We start from the raw sequence: 20916 nt of genomic DNA on the forward strand, positions 1-20916 counted from the left end.
TGAGAGAATAATAAAAAAAGGGGCTGTTTTTAATCGTTGTTACAAGGAAAGTAAAATGGATTTTGCTCACATTACTCCGCCAAAGACTCCAAGTGCATGGCTCGATATGGACGCGCTTGATCATAATATAAAATTGGTCAATCAAAAAACCCAAGCCGTTAAGTTGCGTTTGGCAACGAAGTCTATTCGTTCTCTCGATGTCCTGCGTTATATTCAAAACAAATCTCCTCACTTTATCGGCCTCATGTCCTATGCTGCCGACGAGTCATTGTATCTATTAGAAAACAGCTTTGATAATATCCTTTGCGCTTATCCAACCTTGGATATGGAGAGCGTTGCAGCAACCTTTAACTATACCAAGCAAGGCGCAACCATGATTTGGATGGTTGATCGCCCTGAGCATGTTGATGTACTTAATAAAGTTGCCAAAGCTCATGATGTCATCATCGACGTTTGCCTCGATATCAATATGTCGATGCCGCTACCAAAGTTATATTTTGGTACCAAGCGCTCGGCATTGATGAGCATCAAAGATGTTAAGAAACTACTGAAGCATATCAAAAAATGTGTCCATATCAATGTCAGTGCGGCGATGGGTTATGAGGCACAAATTGCTGGTTTACCGGAGCATTTACCGGGCAAAAATTTGTTGTCACCTGCCATTCGTTTATTAAAAAGCCGCTCACAAAAACAAGTGAGTAAGCGACGCAGCTCAATCGTTGAATATCTGCATAAACAAGGCCATACCCTGAAGCTTGTCAACGGTGGCGGTAGCGGCAGTATGGATTTTACCTCAAGCCAACCTGAGGTCAGCGAGATAACGGTTGGTTCGGCGTATTATAAACCGGCCTATTTTGATTATATGGATAGCATGCATGAGTTTCAGCCTGCTGCTGGTTTTGTGCTGCCTGTGACGCGTCAGCCTGAAAAAGGCGTCATCACCTGTCATGGTGGTGGCTTTATTGCGTCGGGTGCGACAGGTGTGGATAAAGCGCCAGTGATACATTATCCCGAATATTTATCATCATTAAGCGATGAAGATTTTGGTGAAGTACAAACGCCAATGGCTCTCTCAAAAAATAGAAAAGGTAGCGATAACCCGCTTATTAGTATCGGTGATGGAGTTTGGTGCCGGCATGCGAAGGCAGGCGAGCTGTGTGAGCATTTTAACGAGCTTATTTGTTATCGACAGTCTTTTCAATCTACAGCAGATGGTTTGGTAAGCGACGGTTTAGTAATCGATGGAACGCTTGCAGAGAAAAGTGAAAAAACAAACAAAGAAGAAAAGCAGCAAATAATGACAACTTACCGAGGAGAGGGCAAATGTTTTCATTAAAGCAGTGGCAAGGAAGTAATGACTGGCAAAACTGGGTAGGATACGAGCGTGCTGCCCCTGAGCAAAAGCTTACGCCTTCATCGGTTGCAGAACTACAAGAGATTGTCAAAAACGCACGGGCGAATAAAAAGCGCGTTAGAGTCACCGGCGCGGCGCATTCTTTTAGTGGCTGCGCAAAACCTGAAGAAATTGCCGTCAGTTTGCATAATATGCGCGGTCTTATCTCGGTCGATAAAGAGGCGAAGCTTGCCACTTTACATGCCGGTACTTATTTATATGAAATTGGCACAGCACTTAAAGAGCATGGTTTGGCGTTAGAAAACATGGGTGATGTACAAGCGCAGACTATTGCTGGTGCTGCCAGTACCGCAACTCATGGCACAGGGATTACTCTGGGTTCTATTGCCAATCAAGTAGTGATGTGGGAGTGGGTTGATGGTAAAGGAGAAGTACATACCCATCATCGCGGCGACCCAAAAACTGACGAGCTGGGTAATGCTTTGCATGCCAGCCTTGGTATGCTCGGTATTTTTACTAAATTAACCCTTAAAGTGGTTGACCTCTATGGACTTAAAGAGTCCAACGAAGTATTAGACTTTGAAGAAGGCTTGGCACGTTTTCATGAAACCGCGCACAGCCATCGTCATCTAGAATGGTTTTTGTTTCCCGGCACCAATAAGATTCAGCAAAAGACGCTGTCGGTAATAGAGCCCAAAGCGATGACGGGTACACAAAAGCTAAAAGACCATTTCGACAGCGTGGTCACTTTGAATGGTGCTTTTTATGTATTGTGTGAGCTGGCTCGTATGAAGCCATTGCTGACCAAAAAAGTGAGTGAAATATCTGCCAGCTCCATTCCTAATACCAAACGTGAAGGCTATAGTTATGAGGTGTTTCCGACACCGCGCGGCGTTAAGTTTAATGAGTCTGAATACTTTATTAAGTTATCTGATTTTGATGAATGTATCTCTGAGGTCAATCATATTTTATTAAAAGACAATAAAGGCTCGCACTTTCCCATCGAAGTGCGCACGCATAAAGGTGAGACTGGCATGCTCAGTCCTACGCAGGGAGAAGATTGCGCGGTATTATCGTTTCATGTCTATAAAGGTATGGACTGTGAGCCACTATTTAAATGGCTGTACGAGTATATGAAAAAATGGCAGGGTCGTCCGCACTGGGGTAAAGTGAATAAATTGAACCATCTCGAGCTGCAAAGCTTATATCCTAAGCTCAATCGCTTTTTAGAAATTCGCCGTGAGTTTGATCCTGATAACGTTTTTATGAATAGCTGGCTTGAGCAAAAGTTTTGTATTGCAAGCGTTTATAAATGAACAAAGTTATAAAATAGTCGAACGCCAATAATCTATTGACAAACAAGCTATTTATAGACTATCTATTTATAGAAACCGGACATAAAAAAACAGCTCTTAAAGAGCTGTTTTTTTATTAAACAATCAGAACTGTCTTACTTAGCGCTTAATAGTTAATAGAGTCATCATGATTGGCTTCCAAACGCATAGCGCGCTGATAGCTATCAATACTGGTCAATTGCAGCGCATATTGCTTGATATGCATATAATCGTCCAACTCGCCACGCTTAGCCAGCATGATTAAGTCAAACGACAGCATAAAATCGGCGCCGCTTAGCTTATTACCAACGATAAACGCTTTGTCTTTAACCTCGTCATTTAAGTAGCCCAGCAATTTGTGCTTTTCTTGACTGATATAACCGCTCAAGAATGCATTATCGCCCACACCTGCTTTAGTGGTAAACAGCTCGAGCAATAGCGGCAACATCAGCGAGCTTTCGGCAAAGTGAATCCACTGCAAGTAATGACCATATTCTACGCTATCGGTAATAGGGCGTAGGCGCTCTGGGGCAAAGCGTTCAATTAACATCTCAATAATTGCCCCTGATTCGGCATAAAGCTCGCCATCCATCTCAATAACCGGAGATTTACCAAGTGGATGAATTGCCTTTAAGCTATCAGGTGCTAGATGCGTTTTGGCATCACGCTGATGGCTAATGAGCTCATAAGGTTGCCCCAACTCCTCTAGTAGCCATAGCGTACGCAGTGAGCGCGATTGATTAAGATGGTGTAAGCGAATCATGATATTAGCCTTTTGGCGGTATTTTTTATATTAAGCGTTAAGTTTAGCAAGTAAGCGTTTAGCAGCTTCTTCTGATGACGCTGGGTTTTGACCGGTAATCAATAGACCGTCTTCAACGACATACGACTCCCAATCTGCGCCTTTTTCGTAGTGACCGCCATTGGCTTTTAAAACGTCTTCTAATAAGAAAGGTACGACGTCAGTGAGCTGTACGCCTTCTTCTTCGGTATTGGTAAAGCCAGTGACTTTTTTACCTTTGACCAAATATTCACCATCTATTTTGACGTTTTTAAGCGCTGCAGGAGCGTGACAAACGAAAGCAACCGGTTTGTCTTGTTTAACAAAGGTTTCGATTAATTCAATAGAGTTTTTATCGACTGCCAAATCCCACAATGGACCATGACCACCCGGATAAAAGACAGAATCAAAGTCTTCAGCTTTTACATCAGCAAGCTTTTTGGTATTGGCAAGACGCTCTTGAGCTTCAGAGTCTTCTTTAAAGCGTTTGGTATCTTTTGTTTGCGCGTCTTCAGTATCGCTACTTGGATCGAGTGGTGGTTGACCACCAGCAGGAGAGGCTAGGGTAATGTTGACGCCAGCATCCAAAAAAGCATAATAAGGAGCGGCAAATTCTTCTAGCCAAAAGCCGGTTTTCTTGCCTGTATCGCCCAATTTATCGTGTGAGGTTAGTACCATTAAGATATTCATAATTGTCCTTATTTATTATTTGTATTGATTGCTAAGTTTTAATACCAAGTTTAGGTGTGTAGCAGCCAGCATAGCTTTAACAATGCTGGCTGCTAATATTATTGATGCATTGATCATTATTTTCAGTAGTTGTCTTAACTTATTATGTTGTTAAGTGGTTATCTGAAGGTAATTGAGTATTCGCTGCAGTCTATTGACTACTGAACATCGGCAACTTTAACCACGGTTTTACCGAAGTTTTTACCCTCTAGCATGTCAAAGAAAGCTTGCGGTGCTTGTGCTAAACCGTCGACGATATGCTCTTTGGTCTTGACTTTACCCGACTCAACCCATTCACCCATGGTTTTCAAGAACTCTGGGAAATGATCGCCGTATTCTTCAAAGATAATAAAGCCTTTGATCGTCAGGCGTTGACTAAGGATAAGACCCATCAGCATACCTAGGCGGTCTTTGCCATCAGGAAGATCAGTTGCGTTATATTGAGAAACCAAGCCACAAACTGGAATACGCGCATGGGCATTTAATAATGGCAATACGCCATCGAGTACCTTGCCACCGACGTTTTCATAATAGATATCGATACCATCTGGGCAAGCATTTTTAAGCTGCTCGGCAAAGTCGTCGGCTTTATGGTCAATACAGACATCAAAGCCCAACTCTTCGACTGCATAGGCACATTTTTCAGCACCGCCTGCGACACCGACAGTACGTAAGCCTAAATGATTACCCACTTGTCCAACCGTTGCGCCCACAGGACCAGTCGCCGCAGCTACTACTAAGGTTTCGCCTTTTTTTGGTTTGCCGATATCGGTCAAACCCATATAACCGGTAAAGCCTGGCATACCGAGGACACCAAGACCATAAGAAGGGTTGGACATGTTCTTATCAAGCTTTAGCACGCCTTCGCCATCACTGACGCTATAATCCTGCCAGCCTGAATTCGACACCACTAAATCACCGACGGCAAATTTATCGATATTAGATTCGATGACTTGTGCGACCGTTCCACCCATCATGACATCGCCAACTTCTAACGGGTCAGCATAGCTTTTTGAAGCACTCATACGTCCGCGCATATAGGGGTCAAGTGACATGTAGACCGTGCGTAGTAGCATTTGATTGTTATTAGGAGTTGGGATGTTGCTGGTGGTCAGCTCAAAATTATCTTTAGTTGGTGCACCATTAGGACGGCTGGCCAGTTTGATTTGACGGTTTTGTGTTTGGTTTTGTTGTGCATTAAAATTATTATCAAGGCTCATGTTAAAGCTCCTTATTCTAGTTATTTATTTTGTAGTTATTGATTTTCTTAAAGTTTTAAAATTCTTGAAGTCAGTAGCCACACCAATATGGATGGCTACCGATTGTTGTAGAAATAGAAAGTTATGACGATAAAAAGTTATAACCATAAATTATTTTGACAATAAATAAATCTGAGAATGAATCGTTATGACGATCAAGCTTTGCTGGTAACAGCGCGTTCTAAAATACGGCGTGATACGTCTAAATCATTTTTACCATGTTCGCCCAATTTCACCATCTTGTGTGCTTCAAGTTGCTTGATAATAGGGTCAATGGCTGACTTATCTAACTCAGCATCTTCTAAGCTAACTGGCAATCCAAGCTCACGGAAGAAGTTCTCAGTATGAACAATAGCAGTTTCGATGATGCTGTCATCGTCTAGATCTGTATCTGTAACGTTCCAAACGTTACGCGCATACTGAAGCAATTTGTCTTTCTTGCTGTCTTTAAGCTCACGCAGCACTGATGGTAATACTATCGTTAGCGTACGAGCATGGTCAATCGCATGTAGTGAGGTCAGCTCATGACCAATCATATGCGTCGTCCAATCTTGCGGTACACCAGTACCAATCAGACCATTCAATGCCATGGTGGCCGTCCACATGATGTTTTTACGCGTTTCTAAATTCTCTGGATCGGCTTTGACCGCTTTACCTTCCTCGATAAGGATTTTTAATAAGCTCTCAGAAAATGCATCTTGAACTTTTGCATTAACAGGATAGGTAAGGTACTGCTCCATGACGTGAACAAAGGCGTCAGCAACACCGTTCATCACTTGGCGCTCAGGTAAAGTTAGGGTCTTGGTAGGGTCTAGAATTGAAAATTTAGGGAAGGCAAGTGGATTACCAAATGGTAGTTTTGCTTGACGTTCGCTATAGTTAATCACGCCGCCAGAGTTCATCTCAGAACCTGTGGCTGGAATGGTCAATACCGCGCCTAAATCAATCGCTGAATCGATATTTTTATAATAACTGGTCAGTGCATCCCATGCTTTTTCACGAGATACCGTGCCATCCGTGCTGCCATCTTCGGTTAATGAAGAGATAAGGGCAACAAACTTACTGCCATCAATGACTGAACCGCCACCAACCGCTAATAAGAAGTCAATATTATGTTCATTGACCATATCAGCGGCTTTTAACAAGGTGGTGAATTCTGGATTGGCTTCAATACCGCCAAACTCAAATACTTCACGGTTGCCATTGGCTGATAGCGCATTTTTAACTTCATCTAAAGTCCCCGTACGCTGCGCTGAACCACCACCATAAGTGATTAACACGCGCGCATCTGTTGGCACGAGCTCTGATAACTGTTTAATTTGACCTTCGCCAAAGACGATACGTACGGGATTGTAATATTGAAAGTTATTCATAATATTCCTAGTTTCTAATGAGAAGTCGTAAGTGGGTTTTAAAAAGTGTGGTTTAAAGACAAGGTTTTAATAAGTGTCTGCAGATTGTTATAGTAAATACGCGTTATAGCGATTATTGCCATCTGTGCGCATTGTACATTAATTAGACCGGTCGTCTAGTATTTTTTTAACTGATTTTACAAAACTATCGTATAACTAAAAATTGTCATTTACTAATTAGCGGTCAACACAGTTACTGATTAAAGACCTAAATAAAGGTTTAGCGACCAAGCTGCGAGGTGGTCATCAGCCATACTTCTGCTAATGGCGTATCGGTTTGACTGATCTTAGCGACCAAACTGGCACCCAACCAAGCAAAGTACCAACGCTTAGCCATACTCTCGGCGGCGATATTATCAGGGTGAGGTATAGAGCCATCTGCCCAACCTGCTTTTATTTGCTCAGCAATCCAGTTGATGGTTTGCTGATAACCCGCGTATAAGGCTTTACGCATGGTTTCTGAGATATCAGCCACTTCGGCACTGAGCTTTACCACCAAACATTTTTCATGGTCGCAGCCGTTTTGCTGGGTGTCATACCAGTTTTGAAAATAGTTATAAATCTTTTGTTGCGCACTAATGTCCTCAGCCGCAATCGACTCTAAGCGCTTTTTATAGTTAGCAAAATAATGCTCGATGATGGCTTCACCAAAGGCTTCTTTTGATGCAAAGTAATGATAAAAGGAGCCTTTGGGCACACTCGCAGTATCGAGTATTTGCTTGATGCCGACAGCGGTGAAGCCTTTTTGCGCAATGAGCTGATAACCTATTGCTAATAGATGCGCTCTGGTATCTGATGGAGCAGTGGTTGTAATGGTGGACATGAAGAGGATGTTCTCCTTAGATCTTTATTTGGTTGTTTAATGGAATGATAGTCAGTTAGATAGAAATTGCTATTTTTAATAATAGTTTTAAACGTTACGTTTTTTCAACAATACGTAGTGATAAATGATTCTTGTTTTTATGATTACTATGTTAGCATTAGACCAATCGTCTAGCAAGTAGCGTTTGTTAAGAAACCTTTTATCAACGTTTAATAGCAAATGCTTATTGCACAATAGACAAGCCGACTATTTATATAACCAAGCTTTTATCTGACTAAATGCTTTTAACTAAATAAATGCTTTTGATTAAATAGCTTTTAAAAACAACCATAAAATATATAAGGATAATTATGTCAACCGATACTAAGAAGACTCAGCAGAGCGCCTATAGCAATTTTCATTTGCAATATATCGCCGGTACTTGGCAAAAAGGTAAAGACGATAGCGTCAACACCGATACCAACCCTTTTAATGGCGAAACCTTGGTAGAGATTCAGCAAGCAACCAATAAACAGCTCGATGAAGCTTTTCAGGCGGCAACCAACGCACAGGCAGAGTGGGCGAAGCAAACGCCAGCCCAGCGTGCAGCGGTCTTATATAATGTCGTCAATACCTTTGATGAGCGTCAAGAAGAAATCGTCGATTGGTTGATAAAAGAGTCGGGCAGTACGCGCATTAAGGCGATGGTAGAGTTCGGTAGTGCGCGTGCGATTACGCTTGAAGCTGCCAGTTTCCCTAACCGTGTGCATGGTGAAATTCGTCCTTCTAATACGCCGGGTAAAGAGAACTTTATTTATCGTGAACCGATGGGCGTGATTGCAGTGATTAGCCCATGGAACTTTCCCCTACATTTAACCCAGCGTTCTATCGCGCCTGCGTTAGCCTTGGGTAATGCTGTGGTACTTAAGCCTGCCAGTGATACGCCGATTACCGGCGGTCTGCTATTAGCAAAAATATTTGAAGAGGCGGGTCTGCCGAAAGGCTTGCTGAGCGTGGTAGTTGGTGCGGGCAGCGAGATAGGCGATGCGATTGTCACCCACGATATTCCAAGCTTGGTGTCATTTACCGGTTCAACTTCAGTCGGTAAGCGTATCGGCGAGCTTGCTAATGGTGGCGATTATATCAAGCAAGTGGCGCTTGAGCTTGGTGGTAATAGCCCGTTTGTGGTGCTAAAAGATGCTGATGTTGAGCAAGCTGTGAAGGCGGCTGCCTTTGGTAAATTCCTCCACCAAGGTCAAATCTGTATTGCTATCAATCGCATCATTGTCGAAGATAAGATTTATGATGATTTCGTTGAGCGTTTCCTCGCCCATGTAAAAACCCTAAACGTGGGTGATCCTAGCAAGGCGGATACCGCGGTTGGTCCTATTATTAATAAAAAACAAGTCGAATCGCTGCAAGAAAAAATCGCCAAAGCGCAGGAAGAGGGCGCTAAGATGATATTAAGTGGTGAGATTAAAGGTCAAGTCGTGCCACCGCATATCTTTAGTGAAGTGACGCGTGAGATGGATTTGTCACGTAACGAAGTGTTTGGCCCCTTGGTTGGTATCATTCGTGCCAAAGATGAAGACGATGCGCTATCGATTGCCAATGACTCTATGTATGGTTTATCGAGTGCGGTCTTTACCCAAGATATGGCAAAAGGTTTGCGTTTTGCGCGTGGTATCAAAGCGGGCATGACCCATATCAATGACATCTCAGTCAATGATGAAAGTAATGCACCATTTGGCGGGGAGAAAAACTCTGGTATCGGGCGCTTTAATGGCGAGTGGATATTAGAAGAATTTACCACTTTGCATTGGATTTCGGTGCAGCATGAGCCACGTGAATATCCTTTTTAAATACTCAGTTTTAAATAACCCATTCTAAATAATTTAGATTGAATTTTTAGTATCAAAAAAGACTGCCTTTGGGTGGTCTTTTTATTTGTATACGATAACGAAAGATATCTAGAGGCTATTTTTAAGGCTATTAAAAATCAAAGTCATATTAGATGACATGGCTTACTCTTAAAAGCGTTACTATTATTAATAATATCGCGCATATCGTTATTAAGAACCAGGTCGTTTTAGCCCAGTTTTGCATAATCCCATTACTCCGATATATTCGTTATTATGAATATAATATATAACAATATAAATAAGTCAAACTTTTTAGAGCGTAATGGAGATTTCAATGTATTGTGGTCAGTTTTGGGAATAATAGATTATCGCTCTTAATATAAATGAAAAGACCGCTATATGGCGGCCTTTTAAAAAATTTTAAACATAATTATTTAAGATGAAAACCTAATAAACCCTGTATCTCTTCAATAGTCATGTGCCTAACGAGCGCTTGTTCTTCTACCGTCAGGCGATTGGTATGCTCTTTAATCATTGTATGGATACTACGCGCGACCTCTGATGTCGTAGCATAATACATCTGCGGCTGTTGTTCAGTCAGTAGGGTCAAAAATCTATTAACGATTTTACGTTTTTCAATCGGTGCATGCGCTTCTGTCATGATAATCTCCTAAAGGTGAACCATTTATGTAGTCAAATTGGCTGTGGTCACTATTTATAATGCTAACAGTAATGGCAAATATCAAGGTATGAGCTACTTTAGCGCTTAGTTTGTAGAGTTTAGCGTTTGATTTCATACTGCTGTAAATTAGCCAATGTAAGTTATTTGCTACCAGTTATTTGATACCAGTTTTTTAGTACAAGTGATAGAATATAGATTAATATAATATGAGTTATCCAGTTTAGCGCGTTATATAAAGCAAAGTTGTATGCAATAAGTGCGTTAATGAATCATAGCAGTAATATAGTTTTAGTTGTATTATATATAACATTCATTTAAAATGTATCTTATGACGTATCTTCTAACTTTTACTATAAGAAGTTTGCTATGCAATCGATTAATTTACCTACTAAGCCGCCAAGCTCGCCGCATCCTATACTCAATTTGAGCTTTCGGATATTTTTTAGCGCAGCAGCATTGTTAGCCATTATAACAATGACACTGTGGGCCTTTGTGTTTACCGGGCATACAGATATCGATGCGCAAACATTGAATCCGTTATATTGGCATGGTCATGAAATGATATATGGCTACGCATTGGCAGTTGTGGCGGGCTTTTTATTGACTGCAGTGAAGACCTGGACAGGCGTTATGATGCCGTATGGTTATAAGCTGCTCGGTATTTTTATGTGTTGGTTGCTGGCCCGTCTGGGCTGGGTGGCATTTGGCTTGGGTATCACGGTTGCTGGCAATGGGGCGGCGTTACTATATGCGGCTGCGGTATTTGATTTATTGTTTGTCGGCTCGATGGCGTTCGTAATTTTTCGGGCTGTGCTGCAAGTTAAACAATATAAGCAGATGGGTATTTTAGCCAAGCTTGCGCTCCTAACACTAGGTAATGCTTTGTGCTATTGGGGCATTATCAGCGCCAACATGAATCTAACCAAGTTAGGGGTGTATTTAGGCTTCTATATCATTATCGGCTTGGTATTGACCATTGGTCGCCGCGTGGTGCCGTTCTTTATCGAGCGTGGTCTGAGTATTGCAAACGCTAAAGGCGAAACAGAAGCAGTAACGGTACGTAATAATAAAGCACAAGATATCGCAAGCTTATTGTTCTTTTTCGCTTTCTTCCTCGTTGATTTGTTTTATCCCAATAAATACTTGCTGACCATCAGTGCACTTGGGGTGGCGGTGGTCAACATTGTACGCTTGGTAGGCTGGTACCATCACGGCATTTGGCAAAAACCGCTGCTATGGTCGTTATATATCGCGTTTTTAGGGATGTGTGTGAGTTTTGTGCTGTACGCATTGCAGCCATGGCTCGGCTACAGTCACAGTATCGCCGTCCATGGATTATCAATCTCTGGCGTGGGCATGATGACCGTAGCAATGATGGCGCGGGTATCGCTCGGTCATACGGGACGTAGTATACATCAACCGCCTAAAATCGTTAATGTCATGTTTGCGCTTATGGTACTGACGTTTGTCAGTCGGGTATTTTTGCCCTTGGTTGATATAAGTCATTATTTATTATGGATCATGGTTGCACAAGGTGCTTGGATCGCTTGTTTTGCGCTATTTTGCATCAGTTATTTACCGATGCTGGCACGGCAACGACCAGACGGCTTGTTTGGGTGATAATGTCTTAGTAATCTTAAAATGCAATTTATGAAAAAATAAAATTTACTTAACAATCGATGTGGTATATAAAGTATTATTTAAGAGATAGAATGTAAGTTAAACATCGACATTAATAATCGGAGCGCTTAATATGCGACTGACAAACTATAGTGATTATGCGCTGCGCTCATTAATATATTTGGCGATTAAGCCTGAGCCGCATCTATTGGCAAATATCAGTGACATTGCCAATAGCTACAATATTTCCAGAAGTCATTTAACCAAAATTATTCACCAGCTCGGTCAGCTTGGTTACATAGATAGCGTACGCGGTAAAAATGGTGGCATCCGCTTAGCTTGTCCGCCAAAAGATATCAATTTAGGCGTATTAATTAAGCAAATTGAGCCAGATTTTAATTTGGTTGAGTGTTTTTCGACCGATTTATTAATAACCGCTGAGCCTGATAAGAATAGCAGTGCTAATAGTGCGGTTATTAGTGATGACGACATAGGGGCTGCCAAAGATTTATCTTTGACGCTTATCGATGAAGAGGCAAGTACGGTGGTCAAATCGGGCTGTATCATTAGCCCTGTCTGTCAGCTTAAACAAGTATTCTTTGAAGCATTGACCGCTTTTATTAACGTCCTTGAGCGCTATACTTTGGCCGATATTATCAGTAATGAAGCAGAGCTTGCGGAGTTGTTATTTTATAGAAATAGCTTAAATAGCTTTGTAAAATAAAAGCTTTATATATAAAGTTACTAAAAAAGGCTGCCCCACTAGTAACAGTGTCGGCAGCCTTTTTTACTATCAATTTTTAAATTATTCAATTCAAGCAGCTAAGCGTTTTCAAGCTTAGGACGTGCTTTATCGATGGCTTTTAATAAAGCGTTTTCAAACTCGCCCTCTTTAAACTTAACCAAATAAGAATGCGCCGCGCAAAAGTTTCGTACCTCGCGCCATTCATGTGCCAAATTGGTCGCCCAATCACAATATTGCTTGCCAGCATCAGGCTCATCTTTAAGCGCTTTTTTGGTCGTTGGGTGCAACAAAAGCTCCGGTAATACAGCTTCTAGTAGTTTGGTTGGTGGGCTCATAAAGGTGTCATCGACGTGCAGGCTTTTACTGGCAGGATGAAATACCAACAGCGAGCCTGCGTGAATCATCTCATTAGGCGAGATATAGTGAATACCCTCCGATATAGAAAACTTCAGCTCAGAGTAACGCTCGGCGACCGCATCGCTTTCGACTAAATCTTCTGCCCATTGAACTTCAGGGATTTTTTTATGATGACGGCGACTGCCATAAAATATCGCTTGCGGGAAGTCTTTTGCCATTTGCGCGCAGTGTATCGTATGAAAGGGATGGACATTGAGTACTGCCTCGACATCTTGCCCATTATTGGTTAAGGCCATTATCTCATCGCGTACGTCGCCAGTGAGCTCGTAGCTGTCCAAAAACACAAAGCGCCCTGAGGCTAATTTTATAAGTGAGCATTGGGTGCCTATATTAATGACGCCACCTAAGCGAAACGTGCCGCGAATATTCCAAAACCCTGCACCCAAATCATGTATTTTATCGGTCATTGATATTTTCCTTAATCGTTATTTTCTGAGTTTTTTCATTGTTGGTAATACCAACTAATTATGCATACTTTCTGATTATGATTTTTTAAGGTCGTAAAGTCTGTAAGGAAATAGATATCAGCCATATAGATGTGTAAATATTAAAAGCTCTGCTATATGGTCAGTTTGATAGAAAAGGGGTCGTTCAAAATAGCGTTCTGCTGAGATAACTTCTTCTTCCTTCCTTCTGTCCTTGCTTGCTGTGTGCTTCATACTCCAGTGGCTGCGCAAAATTTATCCCAGCCGTGCTGTATTCTTTTTAGCTTAAATTGACTATATACAATTCTTATAATCGTAGGCTGATATGCGAGGGCTGCTGCCATAATTTTCATTGTTGCATAAGAATTTATCGAAGCGCATATCACCATTAATGTAACGATGCATCCAAGCAATACCTGGTTTACTTAGTAATATCTCGTTAAAGCGATAACTTGGACAAAAGTGGCTGCCGTTTTTTATCTCAATCTTCATTTTTGGCCCAGCAGCAGTATTATAAAAAGGACTGCTATACTTCTTATTGGAAGCAATACGGTCGTTCTGGCAGGTGATAAATAAAGCGGGCGTGTCCATAGTGCCATAGTCTTTATCATGATAGGGCGTTTGCGGAATAATGGCGCGGACGTCACTGCGCTTGGTCGCTAACTGCAGCGCGCCACCACCGCCCATTGACCAACCGATAGCGCCCAAACGAGTGCTATCTATTTGCGCACCCACCGTACTGTCGCTAAGCATATGGTCGAGGGCGGTACTTAGTTGGGTCGCTCGGCTATCTGGGTCATCATAAATAGAGTTGGTATCGATAGTAATCACCACAAAGCCCCAAGATGCGAGACGCGGGCCCCACCATTTAATAGACGCTTCGTAAGACACATAACCAGGAATGACTGCGATGCCGCCTAACAGACCACAGTCACCAGCATTGGTTGGATAATGAATGGTTCCGCCACCAAAGCCATTTGCCAGCTGCCGAAGAACGGGTTTACTAGCCACAGTAAAAGGACCGTTATCACGCTTAGCTGACAGTTCAGCTGCAGTAATGACACTGTCAGAGATGCATTTTGATGTAGTGGTTGAGGCTTCTTTGGTCGATAGGGTGACGGTTGACAGCTCTTTGATTGTTAGCTTTTCAATTGGGACTATTTGTTCTGTTGTGACCGCTGCCACATTCATAGAAAAAATCAGTGTGCCTGTAGCAGTAATTAATCTTAAATAAAAAGGGGTGTTTAACATGATAAATGGTCTGTTATATGAGGTTTTCTTTTATAACCTATGTTGTTTTAGGGCTTAAGTTGGTCTGTGGTTTATGCTCTACAGTCGATAAAGTAGAAATCTCAATTAGATACGTCAAGGTAAAACAATAATAGGCAGTAATCTGTTAGCTGTCAAAAATATCAGTTACCTCTAGAGTTTTAAACCTAGCATAGCTTTTTAGTTATAAGCGCTTTAATCATAAGTACTTTAACAATAACTGGTTTCATAAAAGGCATTGCGAATAACACACCGAAACCTGAGTCTGGTATTTGGTGTGATAAAATCATCAATCACGCATCGTTTTACGGTAAGCCATGTGCTCTATTATTGCGATATCAAATGCTATCGCTCCATTTCTATCACCCATGCCCTATATAGCTTCAGCTAAAAAAAGGTGTCCAATATAGTCAGTGCTACTTTGAATAATAATATAAATAACAGTATAGATAACAACATCAATATTAACGGCAATGGCGAAGATAACAGCTACATCAGCCGCCGTATGCAAGCACCCAATAAGCCAGTGCCATTTGATGCCCCTTCTTGGGTACTGAAGCTGACGATTGGCTTGATTGGGATGTTTGCTTTTTTGCAGGTGTATTCTATTCAGGCTATTTTGCCGGTATTGATGGTGGATTTTTCGGCAACTGAGGTGCAGGCAGGTATGATCGTCGGTGCCACTATATTGGCGATTGCGATTATGTCGCCATTTTTGGGCATGCTTTCGGATGCCGTGGGGCGCAAATCATTTATCGTGGGGGCGTTATTGTTTTTAGCGATACCCACTGCGTTAATTGCCCAAAGCCCAGATATTGGTTGGATGGGCATGTGGCGGTTTATGCAGGGATTGTCTGTACCAGGTATTACGGTGGTGACGATTGCTTATATCGGTGAAGAGTTTGAGGGACGTGCGGTCACTGAGCTGATGTCGTTTTATGTATCAGGTTCGGTACTTGGCGGCTTTATGGGGCGTTTTTTACTTGGGCACTTGCATGAGCTGATTGGTTGGCGTGCCGGATACTATGTGATGGCAGCGATGACACTTATCGGGGCGCTATGGGTGGGTAAAATGCTACCAGCATCACGGCATTTTGTCGCCAATCCCAATTTTCGTTCAGCCATGCAGACGCTTGGTGAGCATTTAGTCAACCGCTATGTCGTCACGTCCTGCTTACTCGGTGCTTGCGTGTTGTTCTCGTTGGTAGGCTGTTTTACCTTTATTAATTTGCATCTTGCAGGCACGCCTTATGCATTAAGCACAGGTGCGCTTGCCAATATTTTTGCCGTGTATTTAATTGGCGTTATTATTACGCCATTGTCGACGACGTTGCTCCGCCGCTTTGGTTCGGCGCGTACAGTTCGGGTAGCGGTTATTATATCGATGCTTGGCGTGCTCTTAACGCTAGTGACACCGCTTTGGGGGATAGTGATAGGGCTTGCTGTCATGTCCACCGGCGTCTTTATTACCCAAGCTGCTACCATCAGCTATATCGCAGTCAATGTCAAAAAAGGACGCTCATTGGCGTCGGGCTTATATTATATGGGCTATTACGCAGGCGGTACGATGGGTGCATGGCTATGCGGTATCGCTTATACGCGTGGGCAATGGTCGCTGACCGTTTGGTTATTATTGTTTGTGCAAGTGCTGGCATTATTGGTCGCCAGTATTGGGATGATTAAAACAAACCCTCGTACGAATTAAGAGGATTTTTTCTAACCTTTGATACCACGTTTTTTAACTTAACTCTACATCGTCATACCATAACTTGCCATAACACAATAACCTAAGTATTTAAATGTTTATCAAAGAACTTATAGTCGTAAGATACTTACGCAAGCACGCTTTACATGCCTTAAGTTTTTTCTTACTATCAATGGAGCTTATCAAGCATGATGATAAGCGTTGCCATCAGTTATAGCAGCGTGTATACCGATGATAATAGTTAGCGATGTGATAAAAATGCCCTCTTTTCTAAAACATGTTAAAGGTAATTTAAAATAATTAAACCATCCACAAGGAAGTTAAATCTATGTCAAATATTTATCATAGTGCGCCGTCAGCCTACGATTATCCGTTAATTATTAAGCAACTATTAAACCGTGCCAAAACGGTGTCGCTAGAGCAAGAAATCGTTTATGCCGATAAAAAGCGCTTCACTTATAAAGAGTTGTTTGGGCGTATCAATCGCTTAGCCAATGTCTTGGCAAGTTTGAATCTTGATGCCGGTGATGTGATTGCGGTCATGGATTGGGACAGTCATCGCTACTTAGAATCGTATTTTGCCATACCAATGTCAGAGTATATCCTGCAAACCGTTAATATCCGTCTGTCGCCCGAAAAAATTCTCTATACCATCAATCATGCTAAGCCTAAAGTACTACTACTCAATTCTGAATTTGCGCCATTGGTGAAAGATTATCAGTTTGAAAACTCCAGCATTGAGCATATTATTTGGCTCGATGACAATGGGGTATCTTACGAAGGCGTCTTCGGTGGTAACCAAAACCGCGTTACAGGTGAGTATGAGGCATTGTTAGAGGCGGCCAATAGCGAATTTGATTTCCCAGATTTTGATGAAAACACCATTGCTACTACTTTTTATACTTCAGGCACGACCGGCGATCCAAAAGGTGTGTTCTTTAGCCATCGCCAATTGGTATTACATACCCTCACAGAGGCGGCGACATTGGGTATGCTGCCCAACAAGCAAGGCGTCAGTTACGGCGATGTTTATATGCCAATGACGCCGATGTTCCACGTTCATGCATGGGGCTTCCCTTTTACAGCCACTATGGTAGGGCTAAAGCAGGTCTATCCAGGTCGCTATGCGCCCGATGTGTTGATGGATTTGATTATCAATGAAAAGGTCAGTATCACCCATTGCGTACCAACTATTTTGCAAATGGTACTTAAAGAAGCGCAAGATCGCGAGGCCAGTTTTAATGGTCTAAAAATGATTATCGGTGGTTCTAAACTGACTGAAGGGTTAGCAAAAGCAGCGTTGGCGCAAGGTATTGAAGTTTATACTGGCTATGGTATGTCAGAGACGGCACCCCTTATTAGCTTGACAGAATTTAGTCTCGATGAGCCTGAGATGTCTGAAGAAGAAGATATTGCTCGCCGTTGTATGACTGGTAAGCCGGTGCTGATGGTCGATGCTCAAATATGGAATACCAACAATGAATCGGTTGGTACCGGTAAAGATCATACGGGCGAGTTGGTGCTGCGTGCCCCTTGGCTAACGCAGAGCTATCTAAAGAATGACGATGCGGGTAAAGAGCTGTGGGAAAATGGCTATATGCATACCCAAGATATCGCCTACATCCAACCTGATGGTTATATCAAAATCACCGATCGTCTAAAAGATGTCATCAAGTCAGGTGGCGAGTGGATATCATCATTAGAAATTGAGACGATTTTATCCTTGCATCCAGCGGTGGCTGATGTGTCAGTGATTGGCGTACGTGATAAGCAGTGGGGCGAGCGTCCGCTAGCCTTGATTGTGCTCAAACCTGCTTGCCAAGATACCAGCGCTGATGACATCAAAGCGATTGCTGAGCAGGCAGTAGAGCGCGGTATTATTCCTAAATATGGTGTGCCTAGTCAGTTTAAGTTTGTCGATGAGCTACCTAAAACCTCTGTTGGTAAACATGACAAAAAAGTTATGCGTGAGATGTATGGTAATCAGACTGAGGTGTAATGGTTTAGGGAGTGGTCGGCTTTTAAACATACTTACGCCTAGCAAAATATCGAATGGCTTACGTTCTTAATAGTTGACCTTTATCGTTCGCTCTGCTACATTTTAAACCGATACATAACGTATCGGTTTTTTAGTTCTGGCCGGGATAGCCAGTCTTATATTATGATATTATCGGATACATATATCGCATCACCCATCATTTATGCTAAGGACAGCTATTATGAGCGAGCAAACCGCCACTGCAGTGACCAACCAAACTTCAACCCAGACCTCTCAAGCGCCAACTAACAATCAAACCTTTGCTGATATTTATCGCTCCTCTATTGAAAATAAAGCGCAGTTTTGGGCAGAGCAAGCTAAGCGTATTTATTGGCATAAAGAGCCTGAGCAAATTCTTGATGACAGCAATTTGCCGTTTGCCAAATGGTACGTCGGCGGTGAAACCAATCTCTGCTATAACTGTGTCGATCGTCACCTTGAAGAACGCGCAGAGCAGGATGCTTTTATCTGGCTCTCATCTGAGATTAATCAAGAATTAATAGAAACCTTCCCCGCTGTGGTTAATGCGTTTAAAGATTTGGGCAATAACGTTGAGTTTTATACTGACTATACCAAGCGTCGCCTGACTTACAACGATCTTTATAAAGAAGTCAATTATTTCGCAGATGTACTACAGCGTCACGGTATTAAGCAAGGCGATCGCGTCATTATCTATATGCCGATGATACTAGAAGCCGCTTACGCGATGTTAGCCTGCGCTCGTATTGGTGCGGTGCATTCAGTGGTGTTTGGTGGCTTTGCCGCGCATAATCTGGCTATTCGTATGGATGATGCCGAAGCAAAAATGGTTATCACTGTCGATGCAGGTCTGCGAGGCGGTAAAGTTATTAATTATAAGAGCCTCGTCAATCAAGGCGTCGAGCAAGCAACAGTCAAGCCAGAGCATGTATTAGTCGTTAATCGCGGTGTGTTGCCGTTTGAGAAAAAAGCTATTGATGTGGATTATGCAACCCAGCGCCGCATCAGCTGTGAAGCCAGTGCTATTGTCGAACCAGTTTGGTTAGAATCTAACACGCCCTCTTATTTGCTTTATACCTCAGGTACCACTGGTACGCCAAAAGGCGTGCAACGCGATACCGGCGGTCATGCAGTGGCACTGACGACGTCGATGGATTATATCTACGATGGCAAGGCGGGCGAGACGTTTTGGGCAATATCAGATATCGGCTGGGCCGTTGGGCATTCTTATACCATTTATGCACCATTGCTCGCTGGCATGACCAGTATCATGTATGAAGGCTTACCGCATCGCCCAAATCCAGGTATCTGGTGGCGCATTGTCGAAGCCAATAAAGTGAATATCTTATTCACCGCACCGACCGGTGTACGTATGCTCAAAAAACAAGATGAGACTTGGATGACGCGCTATGATGTTTCAAGCGTCAAGTCGTTCTTTTTAGCAGGTGAGCCACTTGATGAGTCAACGGCCAATTGGCTGACTAAACATTTAGGGGTGCCAATTTTAGATCATTACTGGCAGACAGAATCGGGTTGGCCGATTCTAAGTAATACGCCCAAGTTTAATCATAAACCGCACAAACAAGGCTCACCGGGATATCCCATGTATGGCTATGATACGCATGTCATTAATGAAGAAACAGGCGAGCCTTGTGCTGCAGGTGAAAAAGGTCTGCTAGCGATTCGTGCACCACTGCCGCCCGGTTGTCTCACCACAGTATGGCGTAATGACGAGCGCTTTATTAGCAGTTATTTTGGTTTATTTGACGGCAAGCAATACTCGACCTCAGACTATGCCGTGACTGACAAAGACGGTTATTTTTATATATTAGGACGTACCGATGATGTGATTAACGTTGCCGGTCATCGTATTGGGACGCAAGAGATTGAAGAGGCGATCAGTACCCATCCAGAAATGGCGGAGTGTGCGGTCGTCGGTATCCAAGATGAGTTAAAAGGCGAATTGCCCATCGCCTTCTGTGTGCTCAAAGATCACGAGCAAGTGGCAACGACAGAAAACCGCTTCCGCATTGAGCAGCAGGTCATTGGTGCAGTGGTCAAATCCCTTGGCGGTATTGCAAGGCCAGCGGCGATTTATTTCCCGCAAGCATTACCAAAGACGCGTTCTGGTAAAATCTTACGCCGTGCTATTCGTGCTTTAGCAGAAGGTAATGAGACAGGTGATATGTCTACACTGGATAATCCAACAGCGATTGAGGCCATTAAACAGTCTATGAAAGATTACTAAGCACATTTTTAGCTATATTTTAAAATAGCCTTTATCTAAAAAAGCTCATGAATCGTCATGGGCTTTTTTATTGTCGCCAATAATTTACTGGTAATGATAAAGAAATCGGACATTAACATTAACTTTGCTAAAAGCAACATAAAGAGCTTGACCCTAAAATTGTTTTATTGTTATAGTCAATAACGATACAAAATAAATCATTTTAAAATTATATTTGATTGCTAAAAACTTATTATTTTTAACATCTTTTACGCA

Annotated in this window: 16 protein-coding genes; 8 read left to right on the top strand and 8 right to left on the bottom strand. The window is 42.5% G+C overall.

Features of this window, described 5'->3' with window-relative positions; genetic code table 11:
• Positions 1-55 precede the first annotated feature (55 nt).
• Positions 56-1336: an alanine racemase gene (locus JMW39_RS04120; protein ID WP_201544078.1), complete on the top strand. Its 1281-nt coding sequence runs from the start codon at positions 56-58 to the stop codon at positions 1334-1336.
• On the top strand, positions 1324-2670 hold the full coding sequence (locus JMW39_RS04125) for a D-arabinono-1,4-lactone oxidase (protein WP_201544081.1): 1347 nt from the start codon (positions 1324-1326) through the stop codon (positions 2668-2670). Before JMW39_RS04120 ends, JMW39_RS04125 begins: the two co-directional genes overlap by 13 nt.
• A 145-nt stretch (positions 2671-2815) precedes the next feature.
• Here JMW39_RS04125 and JMW39_RS04130 read toward each other — a convergent pair whose 3' ends face one another.
• From JMW39_RS04130 to JMW39_RS04150, 5 genes are all read right to left on the bottom strand, one after another.
• Positions 2816-3451 carry a glutathione S-transferase family protein gene (locus tag JMW39_RS04130; RefSeq protein WP_201544083.1) on the bottom strand — a complete coding sequence of 212 codons (636 nt, stop codon included), beginning with the start codon at positions 3449-3451 and terminating at the stop codon, positions 2816-2818.
• A 30-nt stretch (positions 3452-3481) separates the two neighbouring features.
• Positions 3482-4159: a type 1 glutamine amidotransferase domain-containing protein gene (locus tag JMW39_RS04135; protein WP_201544085.1), complete on the bottom strand. Its 678-nt coding sequence runs from the start codon at positions 4157-4159 to the stop codon at positions 3482-3484.
• Positions 4160-4356: 197 nt separating this feature from the next.
• The gene (locus JMW39_RS04140) at positions 4357-5418 is read right to left on the bottom strand and encodes an NADP-dependent oxidoreductase (RefSeq protein WP_201544087.1); all 1062 of its coding nucleotides are present in this window, start codon (positions 5416-5418) and stop codon (positions 4357-4359) included.
• Between the two features lie 194 nt (positions 5419-5612).
• Positions 5613-6830 (bottom strand): iron-containing alcohol dehydrogenase, encoded by a 1218-nt coding sequence (locus JMW39_RS04145; protein ID WP_201544089.1) that lies wholly within the window; start codon positions 6828-6830, stop codon positions 5613-5615.
• Positions 6831-7089: 259 nt separating this feature from the next.
• Positions 7090-7692 (bottom strand): TetR/AcrR family transcriptional regulator, encoded by a 603-nt coding sequence (locus JMW39_RS04150; RefSeq protein ID WP_201544091.1) that lies wholly within the window; start codon positions 7690-7692, stop codon positions 7090-7092.
• A 350-nt stretch (positions 7693-8042) separates the two neighbouring features.
• On the opposite strand from JMW39_RS04150, the gene JMW39_RS04155 reads away from it, so the two are divergent.
• The gene (locus tag JMW39_RS04155) at positions 8043-9533 is read left to right on the top strand and encodes an aldehyde dehydrogenase family protein (protein ID WP_201544093.1); all 1491 of its coding nucleotides are present in this window, start codon (positions 8043-8045) and stop codon (positions 9531-9533) included.
• Positions 9534-9963: 430 nt separating this feature from the next.
• Here JMW39_RS04155 and JMW39_RS04160 read toward each other — a convergent pair whose 3' ends face one another.
• Positions 9964-10194, bottom strand: a complete 231-nt coding sequence (locus JMW39_RS04160) for a hypothetical protein (RefSeq protein ID WP_201544095.1) — start codon at positions 10192-10194, stop codon at positions 9964-9966.
• Positions 10195-10581: 387 nt separating this feature from the next.
• On the opposite strand from JMW39_RS04160, the gene JMW39_RS04165 reads away from it, so the two are divergent.
• Together JMW39_RS04165 and JMW39_RS04170 are read left to right on the top strand one after the other, a co-directional pair.
• Positions 10582-11835 (top strand): NnrS family protein, encoded by a 1254-nt coding sequence (locus JMW39_RS04165; protein ID WP_201544097.1) that lies wholly within the window; start codon positions 10582-10584, stop codon positions 11833-11835.
• A 133-nt stretch (positions 11836-11968) separates the two neighbouring features.
• Positions 11969-12559, top strand: coding sequence for an Rrf2 family transcriptional regulator (locus tag JMW39_RS04170; RefSeq protein ID WP_201544099.1), 591 nt, complete (start codon positions 11969-11971; stop codon positions 12557-12559).
• 98 nt (positions 12560-12657) lie between these two features.
• On the opposite strand, the gene JMW39_RS04175 is transcribed toward JMW39_RS04170, so the two are convergent.
• Together JMW39_RS04175 and JMW39_RS04180 are read right to left on the bottom strand one after the other, a co-directional pair.
• Positions 12658-13404, bottom strand: a complete 747-nt coding sequence (locus tag JMW39_RS04175; protein ID WP_201544102.1) for a hypothetical protein — start codon at positions 13402-13404, stop codon at positions 12658-12660.
• Between the two features lie 312 nt (positions 13405-13716).
• Complete coding sequence (locus JMW39_RS04180; protein WP_201544104.1) at positions 13717-14673, bottom strand: dienelactone hydrolase family protein; 957 nt, start codon at positions 14671-14673, stop codon at positions 13717-13719.
• A gap of 523 nt (positions 14674-15196) precedes the next feature.
• Between JMW39_RS04180 and JMW39_RS04185 the strand changes: the two genes are divergently transcribed.
• From JMW39_RS04185 to JMW39_RS04195, 3 genes are all read left to right on the top strand, one after another.
• On the top strand, positions 15197-16396 hold the full coding sequence (locus JMW39_RS04185) for an MFS transporter (protein WP_201544298.1): 1200 nt from the start codon (positions 15197-15199) through the stop codon (positions 16394-16396).
• Positions 16397-16724: 328 nt separating this feature from the next.
• The gene (locus tag JMW39_RS04190) at positions 16725-18395 is read left to right on the top strand and encodes a fatty acid--CoA ligase (protein WP_201544106.1); all 1671 of its coding nucleotides are present in this window, start codon (positions 16725-16727) and stop codon (positions 18393-18395) included.
• A gap of 220 nt (positions 18396-18615) precedes the next feature.
• Positions 18616-20661 (top strand): propionate--CoA ligase, encoded by a 2046-nt coding sequence (locus JMW39_RS04195; protein WP_201544114.1) that lies wholly within the window; start codon positions 18616-18618, stop codon positions 20659-20661.
• Positions 20662-20916 lie beyond the last annotated feature (255 nt).

It is taken from the genome of Psychrobacter immobilis, assembly GCF_904846175.1.
GTDB classification, from domain to species: domain Bacteria; phylum Pseudomonadota; class Gammaproteobacteria; order Pseudomonadales; family Moraxellaceae; genus Psychrobacter; species Psychrobacter immobilis_E.